The following is a 15,864-nucleotide window of genomic DNA, read 5'->3' on the forward strand; positions in this document are numbered from 1 at the left end:
GGACGCGCGCGGCGTGCCCGGCCTCAGAAGGGCAGGCCCGGCATGCCGCCGAGGCCCTGCGTGAGCGGGCCCAGCTTCTGCTGCTGGAGCTGCTGGGCGTTCTCGTTGGCGGCCTGCACGGCCGCCACGATCAGGTCGGCCAGGGTCTCGGTGTCCTCCGGGTCGACCGCCTTCGGGTCGATCGCCAGGGCGCGCAGCTCGCCCGAGCCGGTCACGGTCGCCTTGACGAGGCCGCCGCCGGCCTGGCCGTCGACCTCGGTCGCCGCCAGCTCCTCCTGGGCAACGGCGAGATCCTGCTGCATCTTCTGGGCCTGCTGAAGAAGCTGCTGCATGTTGGGCTGGCCACCACCAGGGATCACGGTTCACTCCGGGTTTCGCTAGGACGGTTCGTCGGGCACTCCGAGCCTACGTGGTCGACAGGCGCCCTGCTCCGCAACTCTTTCGAGTGATGCGGTGCGCGCTCCTATACCTGACCAAGGCCCACGTCCGGGCGGAAATCCCTGGTTATCGCTCCCCGGGCCCTCCATTCGGCGGTAGGAATGGCGGTCCGGCGCACCACGACGCGTCAATAGGCACACACGCACCGTGTGTGCCACCGGTCAGCCACGTCATTTACTACGTCCAGCAGTACGTCCATTACATCCATTACATCCATTACGTCCACGTGCGCGCAGGTCACGCGATGTCACACAGGGTCACAGCTAGCAGTGCGGAGGGAGCGGCCGGGTGAGCCAGCCGGACATGCAGCCCGAGGGGCCCCCGGGCCGGGCCCGACGGGACGAGGGCGCGGCGACGGGCGATCTGACCGGGCGGCCGTTCCCGCTCGGCGACTGGGGCGAACCCGCGGAACGCCTCTACGAGCTGTACCAGTGGGTCGAGACGGGCGCCCTGAACACCGCGGACTGGTACCTCGCCGACCGGCTGTGGAAGCGCCGCGGCGCGCGCGTCCTGCGCTGCGGCACGGCGGGCGGCGCGATCGCGGGGGCGGTCCTGCCGCTGCTCGACCTGACCCACGCCCTGCCGGGCGCGGCGGGCTGGGGCTATCTGTGTCTGCTGCTCGGCGCCGCGTGCCTGGCCTGCGACCGCTACTTCGGGCTGACCTCGGGCTGGATGCGGGACGTGGCCACGGCGCAGGCCGTACAGCGCAGGCTCCAGACCCTCCAGTTCGACTGGGCGTCGGAGAGCGTGCGCGAGGTGCTGGGGCCCACGGACGGGACCGCGAGCGAGGCGGCCGAGCGCTGTCTCTCGGTGCTGCGCCGGTTCAGCGAGGACGTGACGGAGCTGGTCCGCTCGGAGACGGCGGACTGGATGGTGGAGTTCCGCTCGGGGCCGGCGCCGCTGGTCATGCAGACGCTCAGCGCGACGGCCCCGCGTACGGATGCCGCGCCCGGGCCCGGCCGCTTCCCCCTCCCCCCGGTGCCCCGCCCCAACATGCCCCGCCAACGCCCCCCAGAGGGCCCCCGCTGACCCATTGCGCCTGGCCCCGCCTTTCGGGTGCGGGCCGTGGTCGCTCCTCGCGCCGTTCCCCGCGCCCCTGGCCGCGGGCCTGCACGGACATCCTCAGCCCGCCGGCCTGCCCGGCGCGGGCATCTTCAGCCCGCCGGGCTGTTCAGTGCGGGCCGGTACGCGCATCTTCAGCCCGCCGGGCTGCCCGGCTCCGGTCCACATCGGCATCTTCAGCCCGCCGGGCTGTTCGGTGCGGGGCAGGATGGACATCTTCAGCCTGCCGGGCTGTCCGGTGCGGGCCGGTGCGGGCATCTTCAGCCCGTCCGGCGATTGAGGACGAGCGCCGTTCAGGCGCGAACGGGGTCTGGGGCGGGGCCCCAGGGTCCCCCGCCTTTCCAGTGCGGACCGTGGTCGCTCCTCGCGCAGTTCCCCGCGCCCCTGGCGGTACTGGCGCCGACCCGCATGCGCACCCTCAGCCCGGCGGGCTGCTCGGTGCCGGCCGGCACGGACATCCTCGGCCCGGCGGGCTGCCCGGTGCGGGCGGTATGGACATCCTCAGCCCGTCCGGCGATTGAGGACGAGCGCCCTGCAGGCGCGAACGGGGGCTGGGGCGGAGCCAGGGGGTTGGGTCAGCTGAAGATGATCATTGAGCCCTGGGCGAGGCTGCGGGTCGCCGCCGCATGCAGCCCGAGCCACACATGCCGCTCACGCGCGAAGGGACTCTCGTCGTACGGAATGGGCCCGGCCGGCTCTTCGAGCGACGTGGGCCGGGCCGGCGGCGCCGGCGCGGACGGCGGGTTGGCCGGATCTATTCCGATCGCGGGCCCCACGAACTGGAGCTCCCGCAGCAACCCCTGCGCGGACCCGAGCGGACCACCCCCCGCGAGCAGTTCCTCGTTGGACAGCGGCACCGCGAAGTCGACAGGGACGTACGCCCCCGCGTGGTCGTAGTGCCACACCAGGTGCGACTGCTGGGCGGTCGCCTCGAACATCTCCAGCAACTGCTCGTAGTCACCGCCGAGTTCGTCGACGGGAGTCACCGCAAGACCGCACAGCTGCAACAGATACGCCCGGCGCAGGAAGTGCAGCGCGTCGTAGTCGAACCCCGCCACCGGCGCCACGTCCCCGGACAGCCCCGGCATGTACGCGAAGACCGGCACGGGCGGAAGCCCCGCCTCGCCGAGCGCCTTGTCGTACGAGGCGATCTCCTCCGCGAACGGATTGTCGGGGCTGTGGCACAGCACGTCGACGAGGGGGACCAGCCACAGGTCACAGGCCAAGACGGGCTCGCTCTCAACTCGTTTCGCGCGATGGTCGGGACAGCGTAGTGCGCCGGGCACGCCGCGCGAAGAGTGCCCGTCAACTCCCGGTGCGGGGTGACCGGTTCCCTCCGTGCGCCCCGGTCGCCAAGGTTTACCCACCAGACCGTCCGTTACTCGGACCCGCCTGCGCCGACGCCCGCGCCCGGTGCTGCCGCCGACGCCGGTGGGAGCGCCCGCGGCGACACGTCCCAGATCCACACGTCGTCGACCTTCGTGCCGCCGCGGCCCAGCAGCCGGCTCACCGTCTCGTACAGTTCGGGCGCCCGCGGCTGGGGCACGAGGACCAGCACGCCCGCCCGCCAGTACGCCAGGTCCTCCTTGGCCTGGTTCTGCCAGTCCGTGCCGATGTCCGGGATGGGCTTGCCGGAGCGGACGTCGCCGAACAGGTTCGACGTCCAGCGCGGGGACGCGCCGTAGATGCCGATCCGGTCGGGACCCCAGGGCCCGTTGAAGTAGCCGCCGGGCACCGAGAAGGCGAGGCCCGTCTCCGCCTGCCAGTGCAGCGCCTCCGCCGAGCTCGGGTCGGGCAGCGGCACCGGCACAAGGGACTCCCCCGGCCCGACGTACTTCTTCCACATCCCCGACGCGATGAACTCGGGCACGTCGGGGCGGGCGTTCGTCGGGAACGGCGTCGGCACGACGGGCAGCAGCGCCAGCGCGATCGCGGCGAACCCGGCCACCTTGTTCACCGGCGCCCTGCTGTGCGCGAGGCGTCCCGCGGCGAGGGCGATCAGCGCGCCGAGCACCGGCGCGCAGATCATCGCGACCCGGCCCTCGATGACCGACTCGAAGAGCGGCTTGTGGGCGAGGAGTTTCCAGGGCCCGGGGAAGACCACGTCCGTGTACGGGATGCGGATCTTCTGCCCGAGCGAGAGCACCGCGGCCGCCACACCCGTGAACGCGAGCGCCCTGACGAGCGGCCGCCGCCACAGGCGTACGACGAGCGCGAAGGCGAGCGCCACCAGCGGCCAGCCGTAGAACGCGTTCTGCTCGGTGCGGTTCAGGGCCAGCTTGTCGGCGGTCGACTCGTCGCCGAACAGCGAGCGTCCCGCGAACTCGACGAGCGCGAGCGGTGAATTGCCCGCGCTGTCGCCGTGCAGCACGCTGTGATAGCTCTGCGCGCCGGCGAACTGCCGGTACAGCGGGTACGCGACCAGCACCAGGCAGACCCCGAGCGCGATCCCCATGCCCTTGGCCAGCGGCCGGACCGCCGCGCGCGCGACATCGCGCCGTGCCAGCGCGTACGACAGGGCGAACAGGGCCATGCCGAGCGTGGCGAGCAGCAGCACCTCCTCGCCGAGGAAGATCTGGTACACGGTGAACAGGCCGAGGACGATCCCGTCCCTGCGCACGTCACGGCCCTCGCACAGGCGCAGCGCCCGGTCGATGATCAGCGGCAGCATGAACAGGACGCAGAAGTTCGGGTGGGCGGTGCCGTGCGAGACCATCGGCGGCGCGAACGCGGCGAGCGCCCCGCCGAGCCCGGCGGCCCAGCGGTTCTCGGTGACGCGGCGGGCGAAGAGCCAGTACCAGCTGTACGCGGTCGCCGACATCCCCAGGGTGAGGACGAGCGCCCAGGTGAGGGAAGGGCCGAACGCGAGGGTCACCGGCGTGAGCGGCACGGACAGGCCCAGCATGGGGGTGTTGCCCATGAGGTTCACGCCGTCGGGGAAGTTCTGGACGGTGGTGAACAGCGGGTCGCGCAGATGGGCCACGTTGTCCGCGGTGACCGCGAAGAACCACTCCCACTGGTTCTGGTCCTGCATCGAGTCGGTGAGGTAGCTGCGGCCGAGGCCGTGCCACAGGTTCTTGTAGAGCAGGACGGACGACAGCAGGAACAGGGCGCCGAGCACCAGGTCGACGCGGCGCACCGCACGCGCCTTGAGGCGGGCCAGCTCCCACAGCACCTTGCCGTAGTCGGCCGCGCCCACCTTCGAGCCCTCCTGGTGCGACCAGCGCACCGGGACCTCGGCGACCTGCCAGCCCCTGCGGCGGAAGAACTGAAGGATCTCGACGTCGATGCCCCAGCCGTCGAGGCGGGCGTCGGCGAAGGCGGCGCGCGCCTTCTCGCCGTCGAACAGCTTGAAGCCGCACTGGGTGTCGCGGATGCCGGGCACCGCGACGGCCCGTATGAGCCGGTTGCCCATCCGGCCCAGGTGTTCGCGCAGCCGGCTCTGGTGGACCTCTATCGCTGCGTCGGGATGGGCGCGCGAGCCGATCGCGGCGGCCGTCTCGCCTTCGGCCATCGCCTTGTCGAGGCGGTCCAACTCCTCGATGGGCGTGGCCAGATCGGCGTCCGTGATCAGTACGCGGCGCCCGTAGGAGGCGAGCACCCCCAGCCGCAGGGCATGGCCCTTGCCGCGGTTGGTGTCGCTGACGACGACGCTGATGCGCTCGTCGCGGGCGGCGGCCTCCCGCGCCACGCGCACGGTCTCGTCGCTTGAGCCGTCGTCGACGACGATCAGCTCCCAGCCACAGCTGTCGCCGAGGTGGGCGCGGATCGCGTCGAGGGTCGGCGCGAGGCGCTGCTCCTCGTTGTAGGCGGGGACGACAACGCTCAGTTCGACCGGTCCGGCCGGGGGGGTCTTCGTCACCGGGGAAGCCGCTCCGCCCACATCAGGGATTCGTCGTTGTAGGCGGCGATCAGCACCCGCGCCGCTTCGAAGTCGCCCCGGCCGAGCGCGGCGACGACGTCACCGTGGCCGGTCCACAGCCATGCGCTGAGGTCGCCGTGGCCGCGGAGGTAGGGCACCGCGAACACCCAGCTCTGCATGCGCAGGCGGTGCAGGAAGTCGGAGATGTAGGAGTTCCCGGCCAGCGCGCACAGTTCCCGCCAGAACCGCAGGTCGTAGCCGACCAGGATGTTCAGGTCGCCGCCGCGCGCGGCCCGCGCCGCCTCCTCGCCGCGCCGGCGCACCGACACCAGGGCCGGCCCGTGCGCGTCGGGCGAGCCGAAGTCCGCGGCCCGCCGGAATATCCCGTCGACCACGAGGGCCCGCGCCTCGACGATGCCCTTGTAGTCCTCGACGGAGAACACCCGCACGCGAAAGCCGCGGTGCTGGTCGGAATCGAGCAGGCCCTGCGCGCACAGGTCGACGAGCGCTTCCCGTACGGGGGTGGCGGAGACGCCGTACTGCTCGGCGATCTGCTTGACCGTGAACTCCTCGCCGGGCCGCATACGGCCCGCGAGCACTTCGTCACGCAGCGCGTCCGCGATCTGTTGTCGAAGGGTGTTGCGGGTGACCGCTCCGCTCGCGGGCATGACTCGCTCCCCTTCTCCGGTTTTCTCCGGTTCCGGCACACCCTATGGGGTGGGCCGGAAACCGAACAAAGGAGTGCGGGGTTCTGCGGGGCGCTGCCCCTGTCATGCGGGCGGGTTCCGCCCCTGTCAGGAGTGCGGGGTTCCGCCCCTGCCCGGCTGCCCGGCTTGCCCGACTGCCCGACTGCCCGACTGCCCGGCGGTCCGGCGTCGATCGCGAGCCGTTGCCGTACCGACTTCGGACGCCCGGCCCTGGGGCACTCGGCGTCGGGGCACTCGGCGTCGGTAGGGACGGACAGACGGCCGGCCAGCCAGCCAGCCGGCGCCCACGCGTCACACGGTGTGCTCGTCGGCCACCGTCAGGGCCTCGTCGAGCACCGCGAGGCCTTCCTTGGCCTCGGCCTCGGTGATGTTGCAGGGCGGCACGACGTGGGTGCGGTTCATGTTGATGAAGGGCCACAGGCCGTTCTTCTTGCACGCGGCGCCGAACGCGGCCATCGGCGCGTTGTCCGCGCCGCTCGCGTTGTACGGCACGAGCGGTTCGCGCGTCTCCTTGCTGCGGACGAGCTCCAGTGCCCAGAACACCCCGGTGCCGCGCACCTCGCCGACGCTGGGGTGCCGCTCGGCGATCTCGCGCAGGCCCGGCTCAAGCACGGTCGCGCCGATGTGGGCGGCCTGCTCGACGACCCCCTCCTCCTCCATCACGGTGATGGTGGCGACGGCGGCGGCGCAGGCCAGCGGGTGCCCGGAGTAGGTGAGCCCGCCGGGGAAGGGCCGGTGCTCGAAGGTCTCGGCAATCTTCGCGCTGATCGCGACGCCGCCGAGCGGCACGTACCCGGAGTTGACGCCCTTGGCGAAGGTCAGCAGGTCCGGCACCACGTCGTCGTGCTCACAGGCGAACCACTTGCCGGTCCGCCCGAACCCGGCCATGACCTCGTCCAGGACGAGCACGATCCCGTACCTGTCGCAGAGCTCGCGCACGCCGGGCAGGTAGCCGGCCGGCGGTGTCATGATCCCGGCGGTGCCGGGCACCGACTCCAGGATGATCGCGGCGATGGTGGCCGGGCCCTCGAAGACGATGGTCTCCTCAAGGTGCTTCAGCGCCCGCGCGCACTCCTCGGCCTCGGTGGTGGCGTGGAAGGGCGAGCGGTACAGGAACGGCGCCCAGAACCGCGTGACACCGGCAGAACCGCTGTCGGACGCCCACCGGCGCGGGTCCCCCGTCAGATTGATCGCGGTGTGGGTGCCCCCGTGATACGACCGGTAGGCGCTCATCACCTTGTGGCGCCCGGTGTGCAGCCGGGCCATGCGGATGGCGTTCTCGACGGCCTCCGCGCCCCCGTTGGTGAAGAAGATCTTGTCGAGGTCCCCCGGGGTGTGCGAGGCGATCAGCCGGGCCGCCTCCGACCGCGCCTCCACCGCGAACGCGGGCGCGAAGGTCGTCATCGTCGCGGCCTGCTCCTGGATCGCGGCGACGACCTTCGGGTGCTGGTACCCGATGTTCGTGAACACGAGCCCGCTGGTGAAGTCGAGGTAGCGGTTGCCCTCGTAGTCCCAGAAGTAGGACCCCTCCGCGCCGGCGACGGCGAGCGGGTCGATCAGGCCCTGGGCGGACCAGGAGTGGAACACGTGCGCACGGTCGGCGGCCTTCACTGCCGCGCCGGCCTGAGGATCGGGGGTGCCTTGAGGGGTCATGGGTCCAGCGTAAGGACCCGCAGGTCGGACGGGCCATGGCCATCCTGTCCACCGAGACCGCCCGACCTCGGCAACATGTCGGGCCCCCGCCCGCCCGGCCATGCGGCGCGGGCCGGGGTCGACTCGGGCGGGGCACGGGCCGGCACCGCCCTCGCCGGGGCGCGGGCCGGCATCGACCCCGCCGGGGCGCGGGCCGGCATCGACCCCGCCAGGGCACGGACCGCATCGACCCCGCCGGGGCCCGGGGGACGGCGGGCCCCGGCCCCCCAACGGTCCGCACCCGCAAGCGCACCCCCGCGCCTCACTCCCCGTACGGACGCCACCGCCCCGACTGGGCCGCCGCGGCCCGGGCGCCGCAGTACCACGTGAACACCGACAGCGCGCCCAGGACCGCCGCGCCGGCGGCGAGCATGGGCGACGAGACCTCGATGCCCAGGGCCGGCTGTTCCTGCGGGGACGCCAGCCAGGACGCGACCAGCACGCTCACCGCGATCGCCGCCAGCAACGGGGCGAGCAGCGCCCACGCAGCCGTGGCGTAGTAGACGCGGCGGTTGCCCGTCAGCACGCTCAGCGGCGCGACGGCCCGGCTGAAGCGCAGGAACTCCGCCAGGTTCGCGAGGGTCACCGCGACGCCGAGGACGAAGACTCCCACGAAGCCGAGGAACACCACCCATCTCCCGTGCGCGCGTTGCAGGTTGGCCCCCTGCGTCCACCCGTCCCCCGGCACTTCGGCGGTCGCCGACAGGGTGGGGACGCAATCCCGCAGCAGCCGGCTGATGGACTTCTCCGGGAGGTCGCCCCCTGTCCTGGAGACCAGGATCAGCTTCGTGGCGGCGAGGGCGCCTGGATCGGGAAGGGCGCTGCGCTCCTGGACCGCGAGCCGGGTCGCCGTCAGCGGAGGGGCCCACCACAGCGCCGACAGGAGGCGTGCGTCCGCGCCGGCGACCGGGCGTGGCGTCACGGCGGTGCCGCACGGCAGTCGGACGGCCGTCAGGGCGGCGCACGAACCCCGGACCAGTACCGTTCCCGGCGCGCCCTTCGACTCGGTGGCCGTCAGGAGTGCGGCCGGCGCGGGCAGGTGCGCCAGCGCGGTCAGCAGGCGGTCGGGGGGAAGGCCCTCGGTGGTGCGTACGACCATCACCTGCCGTCCCACCTCGCGGACGAAACCCTGGGTTTCATAGGCCGTACTCCCGAACTGGAGGCTCGCCGGCTGCACTTGGCTGACGACGACCAGCGCGATGCCGATGCCCGCGACGAGCCGGGCCGTCACGCCGGGATGGGCCGCCATGTGCCGCCCGGCGATCACCGCCCCGGCACTGCTGGTGCGCCGGGCGGAGCGAGCCAGGACCCGTCCGGACGCCGCCGCGCAGAGCGCGACCGCGCAGGGCAGCGTCAGGAGCACCGCGACGACACCCGCGTGGTAGAGCTGTCCGCGCAGCTCGTGGTACTGGGCGGGGTCGAGCCGTGCCGGGCCCACGATCGTGGCCACGAGGAGGAACGGCGCGGCGATGCCCGCGTACCGCACCGTCCGCGCGCCCCGGCTCGCCAGCCGTGCGGACACCGGCCTGCGCCGTCCGCCCGCGCGGTGCGTCAGGCACACCAGGAGGAGCAGGGCGGTCGCCGCCGCGACCGGGGCGAGGGCCAGTTGCGGCCACCAGCGACGCAGATCGGCGGCCGACAACTCGTAGCCGATCCACGGCAGTTGCGTGTCACCCGTCACCGCGATCAGGGCGCCCGGCAGTGCGCCCAGCAGCGCACCGGCCACGACCGGCACCGCCGATTCGCCGAGGTTCAGCCACACTCTGGCCCGCCGCCCGCCGCCGAGCGCCGCCACCAGGGCAGTGCGCCGGTCCCGGCCCACCGAGCCCATCCGTACGGCGACGACCGCGAGCACCCCGGCGGGCAGCAGCACCAGGTACAGGGCCTGCACCAGACTGGCGCGGTCCTTGATGAATTCGAGGTCGCCCGCCGGCGCGCCCCGGCCGCCGATGGCCACGATCGGCCGCATCGAGTGGGCGTTGAACTGGTCGTCGCGCGGATTGACGTACCCGAACCGCTCCCCCGGACTCGCCAGCCCCTCGCTCCGGATGGCGGCAATGACCCGGCCGTAACGCCCGCCCGTACCATCAGAGTTGAGGGCGCGTACGAGAGCGGGTGACAGCACGGCTTCGCCGGGGGCGGGCCAGTGGTCCATCCCGGGTGGCGGCGGGACGCCGGGTGCGCGGGGGCGGATGTAGATCAGGCCGTACTGGAGCCCGTCCACCTCGTCATCCGTCGCGTACGCCACGGCCAGGGGTTTGCTCGACGGCTCCATGGCCTGGGGGACCAGGGCGCGGTGCGCCGAGCGGATCTGGATGCCGTCGTACGCGGCGTACACGGCGACGACGGCGGACAGACCGAGCGCCAGCGTCGCCCCGGCCAGCAACAACGCGACGGCCCGCGTCCGTCCGCCGACCCCGTTGCGCCCCGCCGCCCGCCCCATGCGCCAGAGCTGCGCCCGGAGGGAGGCGGCGCGGATCCTGGACCCGGGCCGGCTCAGGGACCCGGGCCTGGCCCCGGGCGGGGTCCCGGTACGCGGCCGGTCCTCTGCGCGGGGCTCGGTCCCGGCGGGGCCCGGGTGAGTCGGCCGGCTCACCGGTGACCGGCTTCCGCGCGCGACGGCCGCTGCGCGAGCCCCACGTCGATGAGTTCGAAGCACCGGTCGGCCAGGCCTGCGACCTGGGCATCGTGCGTCACGACCACCAGCGCGCAGCCCCACCTCCCGGGCGCGGAGAACATCAACTCCGCCACCGCGTCCCGGGTTCGGGCGTCGAGCGCGCCCGTGGGCTCGTCCGCGAGCAGCAGACCCGGCCGGTTGACCAGGGCCCGCGCGAAGGCGGTGCGCTGGCGTTCGCCGCCGGACAACTGCCCGGTGGGTACGGTGGAGTAGGGCACCCCGAGCTCTTTGAGCAGCGTCTCGGCCCACTCGTACGCGTCGCCCGCCTTCGCCCCGCCGAGGAGCGCGGCCAGCGCCACGTTCTCCACCGGGGTGAGCTCCGGCAGCAGCTCGCCGAACTGGAACACCATGCCGATGTTCGCGCTGCGATGGCGTTCGAGGGCGCGCTGCCGCAGGCCCGTGATGTCCGTGCCGGCCACCAGGACCGAGCCCGCGCGCGGCCGCACGAGCCCGAGGGCGCAGCCGAGCAGGGTGCTCTTGCCGCTGCCGCTCGGCCCGACCACGGCGGCCGATTCCCCGGCATCCACCCGTAACTCCACCCGGTCCAGAAGAACCCGGTCGGCCACCTCATAAGTCAGGCCGCGTATCCACAACTTGGGCTCGCCCACGACTCCCTCTCGCTTGTTCCGACCGGTTCAAATTACTACCGGTCTCGCGCGACCCGGAGTGCGCTCCCCGGCGGCCGAGAGAAGGTGGTGGGACATGGGATACGCGGAATTCACGGCTCCGGCGGAAAGGGCCGGAGAGGCCGAATGAGACCGAATGAGACCGAATGCGGCCGACGGCCGGGACCGAATGGCCTGGATTTCGGGCCACGCGACTGCTTTCCTCAGCCCCCGCTCGTCTTCGTGTAGTCGAGATAGTCCCCGGTCTCCGTCGTCAGACGGTGCAGGCGGCCGTCCGGCAGGAGGCTGATGGTGCTCGGCTTTCCGGGGAGGCAGGCGCCCGTCGAGCCCGGGCCCACCTCGGAGGGGCCGAGCGCGAGGGGGGCGCCAAGGGCGGGTGCGGTGGTCAGGCGGGCCTGGAAGACGCAGTGGTAGCCGCTGCCGTCGGCGGTGAGCGTGAGGACGATGTCGCCGGGTCCGCCCTGGCGGATGACCAGATGGCGGGGGTCGTCGCTGTGCCCGGTGGGGACGATGGCCGACCAGGTGCCGAGATACTGCCGTGGTACGCCGCCGAGTGGCGCGTCCGTCGCGGAGGGGCCGGACGTGGCCTGCCCGGAGGACGAGTTGGCGGAACCCGGGGTGGCCGAAGCCGTGCCGGATCCCTTCCCCGGGGTGTCGCCGCGCATGAAGGCGTACACCGAACCGCCCGCGCCGAGGGCCACGACCAGAGCCACGGCGATCAGGGCGACGGTGGACTTGGTGCTGCGGGGCGGCGGGCTCGGCTCCGCGTACGGGGCGGAGAGCGAGGGCGGGTAGTCGTACGGACCGGGGTCCGCAGGGGTGTGCGGGTGCGGTGCGGTCGGCGTGCCGCTGGCCGGGGGCGGGGAGACCTCGGTGGCGGCTGCGTCGCCGGCCGTGTCGTCGGGCTCCTCCACGTTGAGCAACTGGGCCGCGTGACTGCCCAGTTGTGCCACCAGGGGCGCGGGCAGCCACGGATCGGCGTGGTGCTCGGGGACGCGGGCCAGGATGTGGTCGAGGCCCGGGCGGGCGGCCGGATCCTTGCGCAGACAGTCGCGTATCAGGTCCTGGAGGGATTCAGGCACGTCGTCCAGGGTGGGCGGCTCCTGCGCGATGCGGAACATCAGCGCGTGCGCCCCGCTCGCCGCCTCCCCGAACGGCAGCCGGCCGCTGGCCGCGTACGCGAGCACCGAGCCGAGGCAGAACACGTCGCAGGCCGGGGTGATCGGGTCGCCGCGTACCTGCTCGGGGGCCATGAAGCCGGGCGAGCCGACGAGCGCGCCCGTCCGCGTGAGACCGCCGTCCGTGCCGGTCTCCAAAGCGCGGGCGATGCCGAAGTCGATGACGCGGGGGCCGTCGATGGTGACCAGGACGTTGGACGGCTTCAGGTCGCGGTGCACGATCCCGGCGCCGTGGATGTCCTTCAGGGCGTGGGTCAGGCCACGGGCCAGGACGCGTACGGAGTGTTCCGGGAGGGGGCCGTGCGGGCCCTTCACGACGGACTGGAGGGAGGGGCCCGCGATGTATCCGGTCGCTATCCAGGGGGCGGGGGCCTCGGTGTCGGCGTCCAGGACGGGGGCGGTCCAGAGCCCGCCGACACGGCGGGCGGCGCGCACCTCCTGCCGGAAGCGGCCCCGGAACTCCTCCTGCGCGGCGAGGTCGGGGCGGACCAGCTTCACGGCGACGGTACGGCCCCGGTCGGAACGGGCGAGGTAGACCTGGCCCATCCCGCCCGCGCCGAGGCGGCCCAGGAGGCGGTACGTGCCTATTCGCTCGGGATCGCCCGGTTCGAGGCGCTGCGTGCTTCCCGTGCCCACGTTTGGCTGCGCCTCTCTTTTTGGGGTGTTGACCGGGCCGAGGATAGTGCGGGGGCCCGCCGGGGGGTTGGGGGGTGGGGGTTGTACGGGTCAGCCCGGCCGGGGTGGGCAGGATTGGTGTGGGCCCGTGCTGGGTCCGTGCGAGCTGCTCTGCGCAGTTCCCCGTGCCCCTGGCCGGGGTGCTGCGGGCCCGTGCCGGACGGCTGGGCCGGGGCGACGCGATGGGTGGGGGTGGGCGGGGCCCGGCCTAGTGGCGTTGATATACGGCGACGCGTCGCCCATGGACGCGCTGGTCCGACACGCAGACGAAGTGGTCGGCCAGCGCCCGCTGCTTGGCACGATCGCCGGCTGCTGTGGAGGCGCCGTCGGCGTCCGTGACGAGAATGACGCGCTGGTGCGCCACGGCGGCCCGGTATATGCGCTCCGGGCTCTTCTCCACTCCCTTCAAGGTGCCTGATGCCGCCGGACTTTCCTGCAACGCCAGGTCATCCAGGCCCGTGAACTTTCTCGGCGAGACAAGGGCGGTATCACGGCGTGCGGCCGGTATGAACAGGATCCCGTCACCGGCGCGCGCCGTAGCGGCCACCACGTCCGCAGGAGCGATCACGTCGTCGACGCGGCTCTGTGGTCCCCTCTGGCGCAGCTCCGTCGGCAGAAGAACCGACCCCAGGGCGACCACGCCCATGCCTACGGCCGCCACCAGCCAGGGACGCCGCAAGGCGTGATGCACGCGAGCCCCCACGACGCCGATCAGCAGGGCCAGCCCGAGATGGCTGAAGAGGATGTATCGATCGATGTAGAGCGGTTTGATGAGGGAGACGGCGAGCAGCGTGACTTGCGGCACCGCAAGGAGAGGTAGCGCCACCGCCCGCAGGGACACCCTGGTTGGGCGCGCCTGACAAGTCAGGGCACACAGAGTCCCAGCGGTGATCACGACACCGGGCACCGTCAAGTCCACAAGGCTAAGCGGCTTGATCCAGGACACTTGTCCTGACTGACCCTGACTGAAGATGACCAACGGCAGCGTTCCGGCGAGCGCTGCCGCCGACGCCGCCCCCCAACGCACAGTGATGTCGCGTCCTGTTCGTCCGGAGCAGACAGTCCAGGCGTGGGCAAGCAGGAGGCTCAGAGCGAACCAATTGAGCCAGGCGGTGACTAGAACGGTCACCCCATATGCTACCCAACGCCGCGCCCCAGCGGGTTGTTTGAGCGCGCCGATCAGCAACCACGTCGCGTATGCGACGCCTGCGGCGACCAGGGCGTATGAGCGGCCCTCTTGCGCATAATTCTGTATGGCCGGGATGAGTGCGACCGCCGACCCGGCGCACAACCCGCCTGCGACTCCGGACAGTTGAGCGCCGATCTTAGCGGTGATCGTTGCGGCGGCGGCCATAGCGAGGACGGACGGCAGTCGCAACGCGAACAGACTCTCGCCGAAAAGCGTGAACACCCCGTGCATCAACAAGTAATAGAGCCCATGTACGACGTCGACATGGCTCAGCAGATGGCAGATCTCCGGGACGGAGCGCCGAGAGACCTGCCAGGTCGCCGCTTCGTCGCGCCACATGGTGTTCTGCCGCGTGATCCCCCACATGCCGACAACGAGCATGAAGGTCCCGGGCAACAACGGTATGCATAACGCTCGCCAACGTCGCGAGAGTAATTTTCCGGACAAGTTTCCAGCCATGCACACGCCCCCATCTGGCACTTATGCAGTGCTGCCAGCGCATGGGCGGCCCCACTTCGCACATGAACATGCTTCGCCTGCATTAACCCAAAAGTTATACGCGGGGGCGGAGCAAGGCCTCAAGTACTTCCGGAAGGCTGGCTCGAATCTGTGCACTGAATGCCACTCCTGCCGAAGCCGGCCCTCGGTGCGGCCCGCACGGGGACCGCATGGATGCCCGACGGCCGACGAAGGAATGGCTAAAACCGACAACACGTCAGACCGGATCACCGCATTCCTTTTATTGTCACTCAGGTGTAGATACCGGACCGGCCGGAAGCTCGAAACAGATCCGACACTCTGCCCCGGGAGCAGCCCTCTGACCTGCTGGAACAACGAGCCTCTGGCCCCGGAAAGCCGTTGGTAATTCCGTTTCAAGAAAGTCCCCACGCCGGTGGCTTCCGACGAGTAATCCTTGGGTTCCGTTTCACCCCGTCGGAGCCGCGGGCGACTCTTCGTCCAGATATCGCTTCCCGCCATCTGCCTACAACTCTATTGCGGCGCTGAGGGCGCTCTGGTGAAGGTGATGACCACAACACAGAGGCGCACCCAAGAGGAACCGAGAATGGCTTTCCGATCTCGTCCTCTTGGGGCGCGACGCGGTGGATACGGCCCCCGATGGGGGCGGAAGAGCGACGCAATGTTTCCGCCGACGGGTCCAGTCTCCCGGAAAACGACATCAAGCAACTGTTGCGCGAATCAGCGCGGCGGCCCTGACGTTGCTCTCCCTCGCCACGTGGCACTGGGGTGCCCGTGCCGCAGCCGGTCGAGCTGGACGTTGACGCCCGTGTGGAGCGTGACGCTCCCTGCCGCCAGCAGAGACCCAGGCGACCCCGGTCCGGCCAGGCCAGGCCGTCCGCGACATCGCCATGAGAGCGGCCAGGTACGTCCATCGAGCGGCGGTATGGCTACGTAACTCGGCGTGTCACCACACGAGTTGCGCGTCATGGCCACCCGCGGGCGGGCCCGGTGCGACGTGCCGCGCGGCGGTATCAGGAGGTACACCGCCCGCCACCCCGCGCGTCCGGCACGATCGGGCCCGGGACGCTCCCGGTCAGCTCTCCATCGCGTCCGCCACGCAGGTCGTCGCGCAGTTCCCCGCGCCCCCTGGCCTGCGTAGTGCCGGGCCGTGCCAGGCCTCGCGGGGGCTCCTTCTTGGTGGTTGTAGTTCGGGATGGGTCGGTGCGATATAGGCAACGAAACGCGGCTGAAGACTGCCACATTCCGGCAGTGACAGCGTCGGCGACGGTGCAAGATGAT

At 71.7% G+C, this 15,864-nt stretch carries 11 protein-coding genes; 1 reads left to right on the forward strand and 10 read right to left on the reverse strand.

Going from position 1 to position 15,864, the window contains the following annotated elements; all coding sequences use genetic code 11:
• Positions 1-23: 23 nt before the first annotated feature.
• Positions 24-359: a YbaB/EbfC family nucleoid-associated protein gene (locus ACGFW5_RS15235; protein WP_393834687.1), complete on the reverse strand. Its 336-nt coding sequence runs from the start codon at positions 357-359 to the stop codon at positions 24-26.
• Positions 360-726: 367 nt separating this feature from the next.
• On the opposite strand from ACGFW5_RS15235, the gene ACGFW5_RS15240 reads away from it, so the two are divergent.
• Positions 727-1,467 carry an SLATT domain-containing protein gene (locus tag ACGFW5_RS15240; RefSeq protein ID WP_393834688.1) on the forward strand — a complete coding sequence of 247 codons (741 nt, stop codon included), beginning with the start codon at positions 727-729 and terminating at the stop codon, positions 1,465-1,467.
• A 93-nt stretch (positions 1,468-1,560) separates the two neighbouring features.
• Here ACGFW5_RS15240 and ACGFW5_RS15245 read toward each other — a convergent pair whose 3' ends face one another.
• The 9 genes from ACGFW5_RS15245 to ACGFW5_RS15285 form a co-directional block, all read right to left on the reverse strand.
• The gene (locus ACGFW5_RS15245) at positions 1,561-1,758 is read right to left on the reverse strand and encodes a hypothetical protein (protein WP_393834689.1); all 198 of its coding nucleotides are present in this window, start codon (positions 1,756-1,758) and stop codon (positions 1,561-1,563) included.
• 317 nt (positions 1,759-2,075) lie between these two features.
• A complete protein-coding gene (locus ACGFW5_RS15250; RefSeq protein ID WP_393834690.1) occupies positions 2,076-2,726 on the reverse strand; it encodes a hypothetical protein in 651 nt (216 codons plus the stop codon).
• 152 nt (positions 2,727-2,878) lie between these two features.
• Positions 2,879-5,362: a dolichyl-phosphate beta-glucosyltransferase gene (locus tag ACGFW5_RS15255; RefSeq protein ID WP_393834691.1), complete on the reverse strand. Its 2,484-nt coding sequence runs from the start codon at positions 5,360-5,362 to the stop codon at positions 2,879-2,881.
• Positions 5,359-6,030 carry a GntR family transcriptional regulator gene (locus ACGFW5_RS15260; RefSeq protein WP_393834692.1) on the reverse strand — a complete coding sequence of 224 codons (672 nt, stop codon included), beginning with the start codon at positions 6,028-6,030 and terminating at the stop codon, positions 5,359-5,361. Before ACGFW5_RS15260 ends, ACGFW5_RS15255 begins: the two co-directional genes overlap by 4 nt.
• A 330-nt stretch (positions 6,031-6,360) precedes the next feature.
• Positions 6,361-7,722 (reverse strand): aspartate aminotransferase family protein, encoded by a 1,362-nt coding sequence (locus ACGFW5_RS15265; RefSeq protein WP_393834693.1) that lies wholly within the window; start codon positions 7,720-7,722, stop codon positions 6,361-6,363.
• A 301-nt stretch (positions 7,723-8,023) separates the two neighbouring features.
• Positions 8,024-10,204 carry a hypothetical protein gene (locus tag ACGFW5_RS15270; protein ID WP_393834694.1) on the reverse strand — a complete coding sequence of 727 codons (2,181 nt, stop codon included), beginning with the start codon at positions 10,202-10,204 and terminating at the stop codon, positions 8,024-8,026.
• A gap of 149 nt (positions 10,205-10,353) precedes the next feature.
• Positions 10,354-11,046 (reverse strand): ABC transporter ATP-binding protein, encoded by a 693-nt coding sequence (locus tag ACGFW5_RS15275; RefSeq protein WP_393834695.1) that lies wholly within the window; start codon positions 11,044-11,046, stop codon positions 10,354-10,356.
• A gap of 221 nt (positions 11,047-11,267) precedes the next feature.
• Positions 11,268-12,878, reverse strand: a complete 1,611-nt coding sequence (locus ACGFW5_RS15280) for a protein kinase (RefSeq protein WP_393834696.1) — start codon at positions 12,876-12,878, stop codon at positions 11,268-11,270.
• Positions 12,879-13,125: 247 nt separating this feature from the next.
• Positions 13,126-14,487 (reverse strand): hypothetical protein, encoded by a 1,362-nt coding sequence (locus ACGFW5_RS15285; protein WP_393834697.1) that lies wholly within the window; start codon positions 14,485-14,487, stop codon positions 13,126-13,128.
• Positions 14,488-15,864 lie beyond the last annotated feature (1,377 nt).

The organism is Streptomyces sp. NPDC048416, from assembly GCF_043200435.1.
Taxonomy (GTDB): Bacteria; Actinomycetota; Actinomycetes; order Streptomycetales; family Streptomycetaceae; genus Streptomyces.

Bases quoted from the DNA above. Each gene is read 5' to 3' on its own strand.
- ACGFW5_RS15285 (WP_393834697.1), bottom strand. From the start codon at position 14,487: ATGCTCGTTGTCGGCATGTGGGGGATCACGCGGCAGAACACCATGTGG.
- ACGFW5_RS15260 (WP_393834692.1), bottom strand. From the start codon at position 6,030: ATGCCCGCGAGCGGAGCGGTCACCCGCAACACCCTTCGACAACAGATC.
- ACGFW5_RS15245 (WP_393834689.1), bottom strand. From the start codon at position 1,758: ATGCCCGCACCGGCCCGCACCGGACAGCCCGGCAGGCTGAAGATGTCC.
- ACGFW5_RS15270 (WP_393834694.1), bottom strand. From the start codon at position 10,204: ATGGGGCGGGCGGCGGGGCGCAACGGGGTCGGCGGACGGACGCGGGCC.
- ACGFW5_RS15265 (WP_393834693.1), bottom strand. From the start codon at position 7,722: ATGACCCCTCAAGGCACCCCCGATCCTCAGGCCGGCGCGGCAGTGAAG.